At 72.5% G+C, this 14,785-nt stretch carries 17 protein-coding genes; 9 read left to right on the top strand and 8 right to left on the bottom strand.

Going from position 1 to position 14,785, the window contains the following annotated elements:
* The first annotated feature begins 100 nt into the window (after positions 1–100).
* A complete protein-coding gene (locus AMY39116_RS0312400; RefSeq protein WP_157358525.1) occupies positions 101–778 on the top strand; it encodes a hypothetical protein in 678 nt (225 codons plus the stop codon).
* Positions 779–1,202: 424 nt separating this feature from the next.
* Here the strand turns inward: AMY39116_RS0312400 and AMY39116_RS0312395 are convergent, their stop codons facing one another.
* Genes AMY39116_RS0312395 through AMY39116_RS0312385 form a run of 3 tightly spaced genes read right to left on the bottom strand, consistent with a single transcriptional unit; the run spans position 1,203 to position 2,787 of the window.
* Positions 1,203–1,601: a ChaB family protein gene (locus AMY39116_RS0312395; RefSeq protein WP_020417978.1), complete on the bottom strand. Its 399-nt coding sequence runs from the start codon at positions 1,599–1,601 to the stop codon at positions 1,203–1,205.
* A 58-nt stretch (positions 1,602–1,659) separates the two neighbouring features.
* Complete coding sequence (locus tag AMY39116_RS0312390) at positions 1,660–1,932, bottom strand: hypothetical protein (RefSeq protein ID WP_020417977.1); 273 nt, start codon at positions 1,930–1,932, stop codon at positions 1,660–1,662.
* A gap of 9 nt (positions 1,933–1,941) precedes the next feature.
* On the bottom strand, positions 1,942–2,787 hold the full coding sequence (locus tag AMY39116_RS0312385; protein WP_027935854.1) for an SDR family oxidoreductase: 846 nt from the start codon (positions 2,785–2,787) through the stop codon (positions 1,942–1,944).
* Positions 2,788–2,884: 97 nt separating this feature from the next.
* Here AMY39116_RS0312385 and AMY39116_RS0312380 point away from each other — a divergent pair, with 97 nt between their 5' ends.
* Positions 2,885–3,955, top strand: a complete 1,071-nt coding sequence (locus tag AMY39116_RS0312380; RefSeq protein ID WP_020417975.1) for an NAD-dependent epimerase/dehydratase family protein — start codon at positions 2,885–2,887, stop codon at positions 3,953–3,955.
* Between the two features lies 1 nt (position 3,956).
* Here AMY39116_RS0312380 and AMY39116_RS0312375 read toward each other — a convergent pair whose 3' ends face one another.
* A complete protein-coding gene (locus tag AMY39116_RS0312375) occupies positions 3,957–4,715 on the bottom strand; it encodes an aminoglycoside adenylyltransferase family protein (protein WP_020417974.1) in 759 nt (252 codons plus the stop codon).
* A 24-nt stretch (positions 4,716–4,739) separates the two neighbouring features.
* Between AMY39116_RS0312375 and AMY39116_RS0312370 the strand changes: the two genes are divergently transcribed.
* A complete protein-coding gene (locus AMY39116_RS0312370) occupies positions 4,740–6,050 on the top strand; it encodes a M20/M25/M40 family metallo-hydrolase (protein WP_020417973.1) in 1,311 nt (436 codons plus the stop codon).
* A complete protein-coding gene (locus AMY39116_RS0312365) occupies positions 6,047–6,547 on the top strand; it encodes a helix-hairpin-helix domain-containing protein (protein WP_020417972.1) in 501 nt (166 codons plus the stop codon). Before AMY39116_RS0312370 ends, AMY39116_RS0312365 begins: the two co-directional genes overlap by 4 nt.
* Here AMY39116_RS0312365 and AMY39116_RS0312360 read toward each other — a convergent pair.
* The 4 genes from AMY39116_RS0312360 to AMY39116_RS0312345 all read right to left on the bottom strand — a co-directional run bounded on the left by AMY39116_RS0312360 (position 6,544) and on the right by AMY39116_RS0312345 (position 9,251).
* Entirely contained in the window at positions 6,544–6,855 is a 312-nt protein-coding gene (locus tag AMY39116_RS0312360; protein ID WP_051123519.1) for a superinfection immunity protein, read from the bottom strand. The two genes, AMY39116_RS0312365 and AMY39116_RS0312360, sit on opposite strands and share 4 nt — an antisense overlap.
* 127 nt (positions 6,856–6,982) lie before the next feature.
* Positions 6,983–7,204, bottom strand: coding sequence for a DUF5703 family protein (locus AMY39116_RS0312355; protein WP_017982338.1), 222 nt, complete (start codon positions 7,202–7,204; stop codon positions 6,983–6,985).
* Positions 7,201–8,208 carry a YncE family protein gene (locus tag AMY39116_RS0312350; protein WP_020417970.1) on the bottom strand — a complete coding sequence of 336 codons (1,008 nt, stop codon included), beginning with the start codon at positions 8,206–8,208 and terminating at the stop codon, positions 7,201–7,203. Before AMY39116_RS0312350 ends, AMY39116_RS0312355 begins: the two co-directional genes overlap by 4 nt.
* Before the next feature lie 80 nt (positions 8,209–8,288).
* A complete protein-coding gene (locus tag AMY39116_RS0312345) occupies positions 8,289–9,251 on the bottom strand; it encodes an aldo/keto reductase (protein WP_027935852.1) in 963 nt (320 codons plus the stop codon).
* Between the two features lie 338 nt (positions 9,252–9,589).
* Between AMY39116_RS0312345 and AMY39116_RS0312340 the strand changes: the two genes are divergently transcribed.
* From AMY39116_RS0312340 to AMY39116_RS0312320, 5 genes are read left to right on the top strand one after another with little or no spacing between them, the layout of a single operon-like run.
* Positions 9,590–10,426, top strand: coding sequence for an undecaprenyl-diphosphate phosphatase (locus AMY39116_RS0312340; RefSeq protein ID WP_020417968.1), 837 nt, complete (start codon positions 9,590–9,592; stop codon positions 10,424–10,426).
* Between the two features lie 9 nt (positions 10,427–10,435).
* Positions 10,436–11,152, top strand: coding sequence for a histidine phosphatase family protein (locus AMY39116_RS0312335; RefSeq protein ID WP_027935851.1), 717 nt, complete (start codon positions 10,436–10,438; stop codon positions 11,150–11,152).
* Positions 11,149–13,194, top strand: coding sequence for a M3 family metallopeptidase (locus AMY39116_RS44670; protein WP_020417966.1), 2,046 nt, complete (start codon positions 11,149–11,151; stop codon positions 13,192–13,194). The genes AMY39116_RS0312335 and AMY39116_RS44670 overlap by 4 nt, the downstream gene beginning before the upstream one ends.
* Positions 13,194–13,919 (top strand): trans-aconitate 2-methyltransferase, encoded by a 726-nt coding sequence (locus AMY39116_RS0312325; RefSeq protein WP_020417965.1) that lies wholly within the window; start codon positions 13,194–13,196, stop codon positions 13,917–13,919. Before AMY39116_RS44670 ends, AMY39116_RS0312325 begins: the two co-directional genes overlap by 1 nt.
* Positions 13,916–14,767 carry a class I SAM-dependent methyltransferase gene (locus tag AMY39116_RS0312320; RefSeq protein WP_020417964.1) on the top strand — a complete coding sequence of 284 codons (852 nt, stop codon included), beginning with the start codon at positions 13,916–13,918 and terminating at the stop codon, positions 14,765–14,767. Before AMY39116_RS0312325 ends, AMY39116_RS0312320 begins: the two co-directional genes overlap by 4 nt.
* The last annotated feature ends 18 nt before the right edge of the window (positions 14,768–14,785 follow it).

Genomic DNA, 14,785 nt, shown 5'->3' with positions numbered 1-14,785 from the left:
TGGCGCATTCCACCGCACTACACGGACCGCTCACGAAACCAGGCGCATCATGGAGTCAGGGCGCTCGCGCCGGGGCGCCGCCGTGGTGAGGGAGCTGCCGATGCCCTACCAAGACCTGGGAGCGTTCATCTGGCCCATCATGGTGCTGATCTGGGTGCTGGCCGCCTCCTACTCGCGCGCCGCGATGCACCACCGCTGGCAGACCCGCGCCCACCCCGCACCCGCCCGTCCACCCGGACGGTCCATCGACGCCCCCGACGCGGCCGCGTCGCTGCGCGTGCTGTGGGACGCCGCGCGCGAGCGGTACGCCCGGATCGCGGGGGAGTACGGCGACTACGAGTCCGACCCCAAGCAGGTGCTGCGCCGGCCCGCGCTGGCCGACCCGGCGGTGCCCTCGACCAGCCGGTTCATCGACGCCTTCCACGAGGCGATGGCCCTGCACACCGAGACCTACCCGCCCACCGACCTGGCCCGCAAGTACGTGGAGGCCACCGAAACCGCCGAAAAGGCCTGGACAGCGGCCTGCGAGGCGGCCGACAAGCTGCGCGCATCCCGGTTCACCACCGACGAGCGGGCGCTGATCAACCAGGGCATCAAACTGCTCGAACTCGCCGAGGGCGCGGCCACCCCCGCGGAGCAGGAAGCCGCCTTCGCCGCCGCGCGGCAGGTGCTCGCCAAGCTCGAACGCAGCGCAGGCACCCGCCTCGACTGGCGCGTGCCACGCCCCGCGCGCCAGACCATCGACCGGCTCGGCAGGCCGCCCCTGCCCCCGGCATGAATGTGGCCCGGTCCGAAGAGATCCCCGGCCTCGCACGAGGCTGCCGCCCTCGCTGAGGGCCACGCCCGGCTCCGCCCGCGAAGCACCCCCGGCCGGTCGGTGGGGCTTCCGGTCCAGCAGGGTCGGATGACGGAAGGTCACGGCGCGAGGCGCGCCCAGCGAGGTCCGCTCGGCAGGCCCCCGGCGTGAAGGAGGGCAAGTCCCGCTGTCCCCCGGCGGCTGCAGATCCACGACCCCGGCGTGAGAGGGGCGCGGCGCGCCGAATGCCGTTCAGCGGGCACCACCCGGCGGCATCTCGCCGAGCTCGGCCCGCCACGCGCCGCTCCACGGAGGGCTAGCCGCCGCTGCAGGCGGCCGCCGGCCCACCACCCCGGACATGACGAAGGGCCCGGCGCGCGCCGGGCCCTCCACCAACCAGTACCTGCTACCGGCGAGCCTTCGCGGTCTCCCTGTTGTTGGCCTTCTCGATCGCCTTGACCAGCTCGTTCTTGTTCATCGACGAGCGGCCCTTGATGTCCAGCTTCTTGGCCACGTCGTACAGGTGCTGCTTGCTGGCCGAGGCGTCCACACCACCGGCGGTCTTCGTCGCCTTGCGCCCCGCGCCCCGGGCGGCCTGCTTGTCCGACGGGCCCTTGCGGCCCTTCTCCTCCCAGTGGTCGCCGACCTTCTCGAACGAGTGCTTCAGCGACGCGTACGCCGTCTGGTGCGCGCGCCGCCCCTCGCCGTAGGTCTCCACCGCCGAGTCGTGGGTCTTCACCCACGTGTCCTGTGCCTTCTTCGACGACCGCTTCAGCGTGCTGGGCAGGGCTTCACGTCCAGGCATCGGAGCACCTCCTGTCGCCTCTCGTGCCTGCCCCACGGCTTCCCGGTACGGCCGTACGTCAAACTTCGCCGTCCTCCACCCGCATCGCCTGCTGCTCGGCGCCCCCGGCGGGCCGCTGACGGCCCCGGTCCTCACCGATCTCGGTGCCCTCGGCGTCGACCAGCTCGTTGGACCGGTCCGGCGCCGACACCTGCCCGGCCGCGGCCTCGGAGTCCGGCTCGACCGCCCGGTCCGGGTCGCGCACCCGCCAGCTCACCGGGTCCTCCAGCGGCTTCGGCTCGGCGTCCAGCTCCAGGTTCTCCTGCTGCTCCGACGCTGGCTCCTGCGGCATGTTCCCTCCTCAGCCCGGCATCGTCTCGCCGCCGAGCGCGGCGAGCACCTCACCGGTGTAGTACGACGACAACTGGTTCGACGCGAAGAACACGAACGACGGCGCCAGCTCGTCCGGCTGCGCCGCCCGCCCCATCGGCACCTGCTGCCCGAACTTCTCCACGTGCTCCGGCGACATCGTCGCCGGGATCAGCGGTGTCCACACCGGACCCGGCGCGACCGCGTTGATCCGCACGCCCCGGTCGGCCAGCGCCTGCGCCATCGCGTAGGTCCACGCGATCACCGCGCCCTTGGTGGCCGAGTAGTCGATCAAGGACTTGTTGCCGCGCAACCCGTTCACCGACGCGGTGTTCACGATCGACGAGCCCTCGCCCAGGTGCGGCAGCGCCGCGTGCGTCACCCGGAAGTAGCTGTGGATGTTCACGTCGAACGTGCGGGTCCACTGCTCGTCGGTCAGGTCCTCGGGGGAGTCCAGCTCCTGCTGCGTGGCCACGTTGTTGACCAGGACCTCCAGCCCGCCGAACTCCCGCACCGTCTCGTCCACGACCTTGCGGCACTGCTCGCGCGAGCCGAGGTCGCCGGGCAGCAGCAGGCAGCGGCGGCCCTCCTTGCGCACCAGTTCCGCGGTCTCCTCCGCGTCGTCGTGCTCGTCCAGGTAGGCGATCGCCACGTCGGCGCCCTCCTTGGCGAACGCGATCGCGACCGCGCGCCCGATGCCGGAGTCACCACCGGTCACCAGCGCCCGCTTGTCCCGCAGCAACCCGCGCCCGGTGTAGTCCGCCATCCGGTCCCGCGGCCGCGGCTCCATCTCGTCCGTCACGCCGGGCGGTTCCTGTTGCTGACGTGGCTGTCCCATGCGCACACTCCTTCCTCACCTGCCCCGAGGTGTCCCCGCTCCCGGCGGCACCAAACGCGACGGTTCGCGCCCACGCGCGCCGGGTATCCGCGTCCGCATGAACTCGCCAGCGAGCAAGGGCCTGCGCGTCGTCGTCACCGGCGCCAGCGGCAACGTGGGCACCAGCACCGTCGAGGCGCTCAGCCGCGACCCCGCCGTGGCCTCGATCCTCGGCGTGGTCCGCCGCGAACCGGAGTGGCGCGTGCCGAAGCTGGAGTGGCGCACCGCCGACCTGGCCGAGGACCAGATCGCCCACCTGGTGCGCGGCGCCGACGTGGTGATCCACCTGTCGTGGCTGTTCCAGCCCACCCACGACCCGGCGCTGACCTGGCGGTCCAACGTGCTCGGCGCGATCCGCGTGTTCGAGGCCGTGGCCAGGGAGAACGTGCCCGCCGTGGTGTACTCCTCGTCGGTGGGGGCCTACTCGCCGGGCCCGAAGGACAGCCCGGTCACCGAGAGCTGGCCCACCCACGGCTGGCCCGCGGCCGCCTACCCGCGGGAGAAGGCCTACCTGGAGCGCTACCTCGACGGGTTCGAGAAGGCCAACCCCGGCGTGCGGGTGGTGCGGCTGCGCCCGGCGTTCATCTTCAAATGGGAAGCCGCCTCCGCCCAGCGGCGGTTGTTCGCGGGCCCGTTCCTCCCCGGCAGCCTCGCCCGGCCGTCGCTGATCCCGGTCGTCCCGGACATCCCGGGTCTGCGCGTGCAGGCGGTGCACTCCGCCGACATCGGCGAGGCGTTCCGCCTGGCAGCGATGAAGGACGTGCGCGGGGCGTTCAACATCGCCGCCGACCCGGTCGTCGACGCCAAGGCGCTGGCCCGCCTGCTCGGCGCCCGCACCGTCCCGGTGCCCACGTGGGCGATCCGCGGCGTGGTCGCCGCCGGCTGGTACGCCCACCTGTTGCCGGCCTCACCGGGCCTGCTGGACACCGTCCTGCGGCTGCCGATCATGGACACCACCCGCGCCCGCGACGAGCTCGGCTGGACCCCGCGCCACGACGGCCTGGAAGCGATCGGCGAGTTCCTCGCCGGCCTGCGCGCCGGCGCGGGCATGGCGACGCCGCCGCTGACCCCCGACAACGCCCCGACCCGCATCCAGGAGGTGCGCACCGGCATCGGCAACCGGCCGTGACTCAGCCCCGCAGCCCGTCGATGCGGGCCAGCACCTCGTCGACGAGAGGGCGCACCCGCGGCACCAGGTCGGGGCTCCAGGTCTCCTCCGCGTAGTGGCGCGTCCGGTACAGGTCCCGGGCGTGCGTGAGGACCGGACGGTGTGCCGCGGGCAGGTGCGCGAGAGCCCAGTCCGCCGCGGCGTCCTTGGGTTTGATCTCCCCGGTGGCGAGGGTCACCCACACGCGGGCGAGGGTCAGCACGACGTTGCGCGTGTCGCCGTACAGGTCGGCGACGAGTTCGGGGATGCCTGCCACGCTCGCTCGCACCACGTCCGAATGCGGCACCGGGTCCAGGAGCCGGGCGGGTGGCGGCCCGGCCAGCGGGTGGTCGCCCGCCAGGACCATCGCCAGCACCAGCGCCAGGTGGGGCATCGGTTCCGGCTGGGGAGGCCCGCTCGCCAGCAGTTCCTCCCGCAGCCACTCGCCGTAGAGGAAGTCACCCACCGGCGGGAACCGCCACGGGCTGACCTCGGACCTGACCACCACGGTCAGTTCGACCGGCCGCACCGCGGTGGTCAGCCCGGAGATCTCCAGCAGGCCGTCCAGCAGCGCGCGCCGCTGCCGCTGGTCCAGGCTCCGCCGCGTGACGGCGAGGACGTCCAGGTCGCTGGCCGGGCGGAGACCCCCGAGCACCGCCGAGCCGTGGAGGTACACGCCGAGCAGCTCCGGGCCCGCGACGTCGCGGACGAGCCGGACGGCGCGCTCCAGCTGATCGCCCACAGCGTTGATGATAGGAATGGCGGCGTGAGCATCGAGACCGCGGCCGATGAAGCCGTCACGCTGACCAGCGACCTGATCCGCATCGACACCACCAACACCGGCGATCCGGACACGCTGGTGGGGGAGAAGGCGGCAGCGGAGTTCGTCGCGGAGAAGCTCACCGAGGTCGGCTACGAGATCGAGTACGTGGAGTCCGGCGGCCGCAACCGCCACAACGTCATCACCCGGCTCGCCGGCGCCGACCCCAGCCGCGGGGCGCTGCTCGTCCACGGCCACCTCGACGTCGTCCCCGCGGATGCGTCCGAGTGGTCCGTGCACCCCTTCTCCGGCGCCATCCAGGACGGCTACGTGTGGGGCCGCGGCGCCGTCGACATGAAGGACATGCTCGGCATCATGCTGGCGCTGGCCCGCCACTACAAGCGCGAGAACATCGTCCCGCCGCGCGACATCATCTTCGCCTTCCTCGCCGACGAAGAGGCCGGCGGCAAGTACGGCGCCCAGTGGCTCGTGGACAACCGCCCCGACCTGTTCGAGGGCGCCACCGAGGCGATCAGCGAGGTCGGCGGCTTCTCCATCAGCCTCAAGGACGACGTCCGCACCTACGTGGTGGAGACCGCGGAGAAGGGCATCCGGTGGATGAAGCTGCGCGTGCGCGGCACCGCCGGACACGGCTCGATGATCCACCACGACAACGCCGTCACCAAGCTCGCCGCCGCCGTCGCGCGGCTCGGGCAGCACCGGTTCCCGCTCGTGCTCACCGACTCCGTGCGCGAGTTCCTCGCCGGCGTCACCGAGATCACCGGCTGGGACTTCCCCGAGGACGACATCGACGGCGCGGTCGCCAAGCTCGGCAACATCTCCCGCATGATCGGCGCGACCCTGCGCGACACCGCCAACCCGACGATGCTCACCGCCGGCTACAAGTCCAACGTCATCCCCTCGGTCGCCGAAGCAGCCGTGGACTGCCGCATCCTGCCCGGCCGCATGGAGGCCTTCGACCGCGAGCTCGACGAGATCCTCGGCCCGGACATCGAGAAGGAGTGGATGGAGCTGCCGCCGGTCGAGACCACCTTCGACGGCGCGCTCGTCGACGCCATGACCGCCTCGATCACCGCCGAGGACCCGGGCGCGAAGGTGCTGCCCTACATGCTCTCCGGCGGCACCGACGCCAAGTCCTTCCAGACGCTCGGCATCCGCAACTTCGGGTTCGTGCCGCTCCAGCTGCCCGCCGACCTGGACTTCTCCGGGCTGTTCCACGGCGTGGACGAGCGGGTGCCGGTCGACGCGCTCAAGTTCGGCACCCGCGTGCTGGACCGGTTCTTCCGCGCCTCGTGACCAGCGCGGCGCAGCTCCGCAAAACGGCGCGGTCCCTGCCGGAAACCACGGAGGACGGCGGCGCCTTCACGGTGGGCGGCGCGGTGTTCGCCGCGCTGGTGGACAAGCAGGTGACGCTGCGGCTGCCCGCGTCCGAGGTGGACGAGCTGCTGGCAGCGCACCCGACGGCAGCCCGGGACAGCGGCGGGGTGCGGGTGCCGCTGGCCGACATCGACGGCCGGCAGCTCAACCACTGGGTGTGGCGCGCCTGGCTGGCGCACGCCCCGGAACACCTCGCGGGCACGGCCACCGCGGCGGTGGCGGGCGAGAGCGGCGACCTGCCGCGGGCCATCGGCCGCCCCGCCACCCGCGCGCTGGGCAACGCCGGGATCACCACGCTCGACCAGGTCGCCGCCATGACGGAGGCCGAGCTGCTCACCCTGCACGGCATGGGCCCCAAAGCCGTGCGCATCCTCCGCGAAGCGCTCGAGGAGACGGGCCGCTCACTCGCGGGCTAGGTCCCGACCGGGCGGGGCCCGGCTTCCGCGCGCGCCGCGCCGGCCCAGATCAGCGCGGCGACCCAGCCGATGAGGGACCACCCCGCCAGGAGGGTGAACACCGCGATCGGCCGGACGTCGGCCACACCGCGGCGGCGGGCGAGCAACACCGGCGCGAACCACACCGGGACGCATGTGACCAGCGCGACGATGCCCAGCAGCACCACCAGCGCCACGCCCATCCCGGCGAAGACCGCCAGCAACGCCACGGCCACCGCGACCCCGGCGCAGGCGGCGGTCACGACACGGACAACGGGCGAGGAGGACATGCTGCTCCTTCCAAGGGGCAGCACTGAGATCGACACGAGGGCCCCACCCGTTACCGCTCTTCGCGCGTAGCGCATCCGTCGAGGGGGCGGCTCTGGGCCCGGCGCCCAGCTGCGGGCGCCGCTCGGGTCAGATCAGGACCTCGGGCAGGGCGGTGGCCGGCTGCCGCTTGCGGCGCAGCCACACCCGCCGGGTGCCGTCGGAGTAGAGCCGGACCGTCGAGAGCTCCCACCCGCCGTACTCGGCGTTGATGGACAGCTGCGTGGCCGCGGCCCGCCGGGAGACGCCGGGTGGCAACTGCAACCGGCGGTACTCCCAGTCCTCGTCGACCACCGCCTCCTGGTGCTTCATGGCTGGATCACCTGGACCCCTTCTCCCGCCGCGGAGCCGACGACCACCCGCCCGCTCCGCTCCTCGACGGTAACCGAATCCGGCTGCCGGACCGTCGGGAAACGGTACTTCTCGACCGGTTCGCCGCCGCGCACGTCGAACCCGACGACCTCGTTGCGCTCGGTGAGCGTCACCCACGCCAGCGCGCGCTGCGCGTCGTAGGCGAGGCCGTACGCCCCGCCGGGAACCGGGTACCGCTGCCGCAGCAACAGCGGGCCGGTGGAGAACGCCAGGAGGGCACCGGCGCGGGTGTCGACCACGAGCACCCGGCCGAAGGAGTCCGCGACCGCGTTGGTGGCGCCGTCGCCGGCGCGCAGGCCCTCGGCCACGGTGCCGCCGTCCACGTCCACCGAGAACACGGCGGTGCGCAACTCGTCCAGCACGACGGTGTTCCCGCCGGCCTGCAGCACGTCGTCGGCGCTGTAGAGCTGGCCCTCGATCGTCTTGGTCAGCTGGTCGCCGGTGAACACGTCCACGGCCTTGCGGTCCCGCACCGCGACCACCGTCCGGTCGCCCTCGACCACCGCGCCGGCCGGCTGACCGGCCACGGCCAGGGTGCTCACCTCGCCGCCGGGCAAGGCGATCCGGGCGACCTGCCCGGCCGCGGGGAGCGTGGCCAGCAGCACCCCGCCGGACACGCGCAGGTGCTCGGCCCGCCCGGCGACCGGCACCCGCACCGGGGCGGCCGCCAGGTCAGCGGCCTGGTACAGCAGCACGGCGTCCGGCACGGCGACGGCCAGCGTCCCGGTGGCCGGGTCGGCGGCCAGCGCGGTGATCTCGGGGGAGGCGATCACGGTGCCCGCGGGGGCGGCGGCAGGCTGGGGCGACACGGGCGCCGTCGCCGCGACCGGGTCGGCCACGACCTGCAGCGTGTCGGTGGAGTCACCGGACTTCGACGAGCACCCGCTCAGCACCAGGGCGCAGACCAGCACGACACCGGTCCCGACGGTGGCGGAGGAGCGCACAAGACCTCCGGATCGCATTCCTCTGTTTCCTCCAGCATCCCCTGAAAACCCCGCCGCGTCACGTGCCATCCACCCCACGGTCACTTCGTGCCCCGCTCGGGGTAACCGAACTCGACCGCGCTGACGTCGTCCAGCGCCGAGGAGATCGCGACCGGCAGGGCGATCTCCTCCGCCGCCAGCGACCCGGTCAGCTGCCCGGTGTCGCGCGCCCCGACCACCGGCGCGACCACGCCCGGCCGGTCCCGCACCCACGCCAGCGCCACCACCAGCGGCGACACCCCCAGCCCGTCGGCCGCGGTGGCGACCGCCTCGACGATCCGCGCCGCCCGCTCGGTGCGGTGCTGCTCGACGTAGCCGGCGTACTCGGCCGACGCGCCCCGCGAGTCGGCCGGCGTGCCGTGGCGGTACTTGCCGGTCAGCACCCCGCGGCCCAGCGGCGCCCACGGCAGCACGCCGAGCCCGTGGTGGCGGGCCGCCGGGACCAGCTCGCGCTCCACCCCGCGCTCCACCAGCGAGTACTCGGCCTGCGTGGCGACCAGCCCGGCCGGCCGGGCCGCCGCGGCCGAGGCCAGCTGCCAGCCCGCGTAGTTGCACACCCCGGTGTAGCGGACCTTGCCCGAGGTCACCGCGTGGTCCAGCGCCGACAGCGTCTCTTCCAGCGGCACCGAGTCGTCCCACGCGTGCAGCTGCCACAGGTCCAGGTGGTCCACGCCGAGCCGCCGCAGCGACCCCTCCAACGCGGACAACAACGCGCCGCGGGAGGCGCCCCCGCCGAACGGCCCGTCGGTGCGCCGGGCGACGGCCTTGGTCGCCACGACGATCTCGTCACGCGGCACCAGGTCGCCCAGCAGGCCCCCGAGGATCCGCTCGCTCTCGCCGCCGGAGTAGATGTCGGCGGTGTCCACGAGCGTCCCGCCCGCCTCGACGAACGCGACGAGCTGGCTGGCCGCCTCGTCGGCGTCGGTCTCCGCGCCCCAGGACATCGTGCCGAGCGCCATCCGGGAGACCCGCAACCCCGACCTGCCCAGCTGTCGCTTCTGCATGCACAGAGAGTAGCTGCGGCGCGGAGCGCCACCGTTGAGGGTGGCGGTGGGAGACGGGAGGGGGTAGCTGCGGCGCGCAGCGCCACCGTTGAGGGTGGCGGTGGGAGACGGGAGGGCGTAGCTGCGGCGCGGAGCGCCACCGTTGAGGGTGGCGGTGGGAGACGGGAGGGCGTAGCTGCGGCGCGGAGCGCCACCGTTGAGGGTGGCGGTGGGCGACGGGCGGGCGTAACGAAAGTACTGTAAAGAACTTGACGAAGGCGGCTCATCGAGTGATCCGCGCCGCCGATAGCCTCTCCCACCGTGCGAACGCGACTGATTTCCCCGAAGGCCCGGTGAGCATGGGCTGGTTCGAAGCACTCGTCCTCGGCCTGGTCCAGGGCCTGACCGAGTTCCTCCCCATCTCCTCCAGCGCCCACCTGCGCATCACCGCGGCGCTCGCCGGCTGGGACGACCCCGGCGCGGCGTTCACCGCGGTCACCCAGATCGGCACCGAGCTGGCGGTCATCCTCTACTTCTCGAAGAAGATCGGCCGCGTCCTGGCCGCTTGGTGGCGCTCGCTCTACCAGCGGGAGGCGCGCCACGACCCGGACGCCCGCCTCGGCTGGCTGATCATCGTCGGGTCGCTGCCGATCGCGGTGCTCGGCCTGCTGTTCCAGGACGCCATCGACAGCGCGTTCCGCGACCTGCGCCTCACCGCGACGACGCTGATCGGGTTCGGCATCCTGCTGCTCATCGCCGACCGGGTGGGCCGCCAGTACCGGACGCTGGACCACCTCACCGTCCCGCATGGTCTCGGCTACGGCTTCGCCCAGGCCATGGCGCTGATCCCCGGCGTGTCCCGCTCCGGCGGCACCGTCACCGCGGGCCTGTTCCTCGGCTACACCCGCGCCGACGCCACCGAGTACGCGTTCCTGCTGGCCGTGCCCGCGGTCTTCGCCTCCGGCCTGTACAAGCTCACCGACATCGGTGGCGAGCACAGCCCGCAGTGGGGGCCGACGATCCTGGCCACCCTGGTCGCCTTCGGCGTCGGCTACCTGGTGATCGCATGGCTGATGAACTTCATCAAGACCAAGAGCTACGTGCCGTTCGTGATCTACCGGATCGCGCTCGGCGTGCTGCTCATCGTGCTGGTCGCCACCGGCGTCCTTGATCCGAACGCGGGTCCCGCCATGTAGGTTGGCGGCGTGGCTACCGTGATCCTGCTTCGGCACGGCCGCTCGACCGCGAACGGGTCGGGCGTGCTGGCCGGGCGGACCCCCAAGGTCGGGCTCGACGACACCGGCCGCGCGCAGGCTCAGGCGCTCGTGGAGCGGCTGGCCGGCGTGCCGCTGGCCGAGGTCGTGTGCTCGCCGATGCTGCGCTGCAAGAACACGGTGGCCCCGCTCGTCGCCGAGCGGGGCCTCACCCGCACCGTCGAACCGCGCCTGTCCGAAGTGGACTACGGCGAGTGGACCGGCCGCGAGCTGAAGGACCTGGTCAAGGAACCGCTGTGGCGGGTCGTGCAGGCCCACCCCTCGGCCGCGGTGTTCCCCGGCGGCGAGGGCCTGGCAGGCATGCAGGCCCGCGCGGTCGCCGCGGTGCGCGAGCACGACGCGCGGATCACCGCCGAGCACGGCGACCACGCCGTCTGGCTGCTGTGCAGCCACGGCGACGTGCTCAAGTCCATCCTGGCCGACGCGCTGGGGCAGCACCTCGACGCGTTCCAGCGGATCGTGGTCGACCCGGCGTCGATCTCCGTGGTCCGCTACACCGAGGTGCGCCCGTTCGTGGTGCGCGTCAACGACCACAGTGCGGATCTGGCCGGGGTGGTGCCGCCGGCGCCGAAGCGCGGTAGGAAGAAGAAGACGTCCTCCGACGCGGAGATCGGAGGGTCGACAGGACAGAAGGGCCGCGCTGGATGACACCGGACAACCCGTTCTCGCAGGCGAGCGACCTGCCCTACGGTCTGCCCCCGTTCGACCGGATCGCCGACGAGCACTTCGGCCCGGCGTTCGCGGCCGGCCTGGCCGAGCACGCCGCGGAGATCGAGGCCATCGCAGGCAACCCGGAGCCGGCGACGTTCGAGAACACGATCGTGGCGCTGGACACCTCGGGCCGCCTGCTGCAGCGCGTCTCGTCGGTGTTCTTCAACCTCACCTCCTCCGACACCAACCCGGCGCGGCAGGAGCTGCAGGCCGAGATCGCGCCGAAGCTGGCCGCCCACTCCGACGCCATCCACCTGAACCCGCGGCTGTTCGCCCGCGTCAAGGACCTCTACGACCGGCGCGACCAGCTGGGGCTGGACGAGGAGTCGGCGTGGCTGCTGGAGCGCACCTACACCGACTTCCAGCGCGCCGGCGCCGGGCTCGACGAGAGCCAGCAGGCCAGGTTGCGGGTGCTCAACGAGGAACTGTCCACGTTGTCCACCCGGTTCCAGGAGAACCTGCTGCGCGACACCAACGACCTGGCCGTGCTGGTCGAGGACGCGGCGGAGCTGGCCGGGCTGTCCGACGGCACGATCGCCGCCGCGCGTGAGGCCGCCGCCTCCCGCGGTGTCGAGGGGTACCTGCTCACGCTGAACCTGCCCACCTCGCAGCCGCTGCTGTCCTCGCTGGAGAGCCGGGCGTTGCGGGAACGGCTGTTCACCGCGTCGATCTCGCGCGGCAACCGCGGCAACGACAACGACAACTCGGCCGTGCTGGCGCGGATCGTGCAGCTGCGCGCCGAGAAGGCCGCCCTGCTCGGCCACCCCAACCACGCGGCGTACGTGATCTCCGACGAGACCGCCCGCACCGCCGAGGCCGCCGTCGGGCTGCTGGAGCGGCTCGCGCCCGTCGCCGTGGCCAACGCCCGCCGCGACGCCGCCGAGCTGCAGACCTACCTCGAGCAGGACCACCCCGGCGCCACGCTCGAGCCCTGGGACTGGGCCTTCTACGCCGAACGCGTCCGCAAGGCGAAGTTCGACCTCGACGACGCGACGCTGCGGCCCTACTTCGAGCTGGACCGCGTGGTGCGCGACGGCGTCCTCTACGCGGCGAGCCGGTTGTACGGGCTCAGCTTCACCGAGCGCCACGACCTGCCCGTCTACCACCCGGACGTGCGGGTGTTCGAGGTCTTCGACGCCGACGGCAGCCCGCTGGGCCTGTTCCTCGGCGACTACTACACGCGCGACTCCAAGCGCGGCGGCGCGTGGATGAACACCTTCGTCGACCAGTCGCACCTGCTGGGCGAGCGGCCGGTGGTGGTCAACAACCTCAACATCGCCAAGCCGCCCGCCGGTGAGCCGACGCTGCTCACCTTCGACGAGGTCACCACCCTGTTCCACGAGTTCGGGCACGCGCTGCACGCGCTGGTGTCGGATGTGCGCTACCCGAAGTTCTCCGGCACCAACGTGCCGCGGGACTTCGTGGAGTACCCGTCGCAGGTCAACGAGATGTGGATGCTGTGGCCGGAGGTGCTGGCCAACTACGCCAAGCACCACGAGACCGGTGAGCCGCTGCCGCAGCGCCTGGTGGAGCGGCTGGAGGAGTCGGCCCAGTACGGTCAGCCCTTCGCCACCACCGAGTACCTGGCCGCGTCGCTGCTGGACCAGGCCTGGCACGGGCTGGGCACCGAGGACGCGGTCGGCGACGTCGCCGCGTTCGAGGCCGCCGCGCTGGAGAAGGCCGGGGTGGCGGTGCCGGCGATCCCGCCGCGCTACCGCAGCACCTACTTCGCGCACGTGTTCAGCGGCGGCTACTCGGCCGGGTACTACTCCTACATCTGGAGTGAGGTGCTCGACGCCGACACCGTGGAGTGGTTCAAGGAGAACGGCGGTCTCAAGCGCGAGAACGGCGACCACTTCCGGGCCACGCTGCTCTCCCGCGGCGGCGCCGGTGACCCGATGGGCTTCTTCCGCGACTTCCGCGGCCGGGACCCGGAGATCGCGCCGCTCCTGGCGCGCCGCGGCCTGACCGGCGCGTGATGGAGGTCGGGCGGGAGGCGCAGTACGACGTCTTCGCCGAGGAGTTCCTCGACCACGCGCGGGACGGCTTCTACAACGCGCACCTGGACCGGCCGGCGTGCCTGGGCCTGCTCGGGGACGTCGCCGGTCTGCGGGTGCTCGACGCCGCGTGCGGTCCGGGCCTGTACGCGGAGGAGCTGGTGGCGCGGGGCGCGGCGGTGGTCGGCGTGGACATCAGCCCGCAGATGGTCGAGCTGTCCCGGCGCCGCGTCCCGGCCGGGGAGTTCCGCGTGCACGACCTCGCCGAGCCGCTCGACTGGCTGCCGGACGCCTCGGTGGACCGGGTGCTGTTCGCGCTGGCCGTGGAGTACGTCGATGACCGGGTGGCGCTGCTGCGGGAGCTGCGCCGCGTGCTCCGGCCGGGCGGGGCGCTGGTGCTGTCCCGGCAGCACCCGTTCGGCGACTGGCTCCGGCACGGCGGCAACTACTTCGAGCCGCGCGTGGTCGAGGAGGTGTGGAGCCGCGGCTGGCGGGTCCGCTACTGGCTCTCCCCGCTGGAGCAGACCTGCGAGGAGCTGCGCGCGGCCGGGTTCCTGGTCGAGCGGCTGCTCGAACCCCGCCCGTCACCCGCGGCTGAGGCGCTCGACCCCGAACGGTTCGAACGCCTCAGCCGCGAGCCGACGGGGTTCCTCGCGATCCGCGCCGTGCCGGACCCCCGTCACTGCTGCCAGGGGGAGAGACCGTGACCGACACACCGACCGTCGACTCGTCCAACACCGATCAGTTCCGCTCCTGGGACGGTGGCAATGGAGCGTTCTGGACCGAGCGCGCCGAACGCTTCGACGAGGGTATGTCCGGCTACCACGGCGAACTGTTGAAGGCGGCCGAAATCCAGCAGGATTCCGCGATCCTGGACATCGGATGCGGCAGCGGTCAAGTCACTCGTGACGCGGCCCGCATCGCCCGTGGAGGTTCGGCGCTGGGCGTCGACCTGTCGTCGACGCTGCTGGACCTCGCGCGCGCACTGGCAGCGGAGGAGCGGCTGACCAACGCGGCCTTTGTCCAGGCGGACGCGCAACTCCACGACTTCGGTGAGTCGCGCTTCGACGTCGCTGTCAGCAGGCACGGCACCATGTTCTTCGGCGACCGGCAGGCGGCGTTCGCCAACATCGCACGCGCCATCCAGCCAGGCGGCCGCTTCGTGCAGCTGACCTGGCAGGCGCTCGACCGCAACGAGGGCATCAGGACCTTTCGCACCATCGCGTCCGGGGGCCGTGAGCTTCCACCGCCACCACCCGAGGCTCCGACCCCCTTCTCGCTGAGTGACCCTGACCGAGTGCGTCAGCTGCTCACCGAAGCAGGCTTCGCCGACATCGAGATGACGGACCTGTCCATGCCCATGTACTACGGCCGCGATGTCGAGGACGCGTTCGACTTCATCACCGGCAACTTCGCCTCTGCGCTGCGCCAACTCGACAACGAACGGCGCGCCCACGCCATCGACGCTCTCAGAGCCGACATCGCCGCCCACCTCACCGACCGGGGCGTGCTGTACGGCGCGGCACACTGGCTCATCAACGCCCGGCGCACTTGAACGGACGGCCGACCGGAG

This window comes from Amycolatopsis sp. ATCC 39116 (genome assembly GCF_000231075.2).
GTDB lineage: Bacteria > Actinomycetota > Actinomycetes > Mycobacteriales > Pseudonocardiaceae > Amycolatopsis_E > Amycolatopsis_E tucumanensis.
Note: the sequence above shows the minus strand (reverse complement) of the source record. Positions and strands in the feature narration are given on the sequence as shown.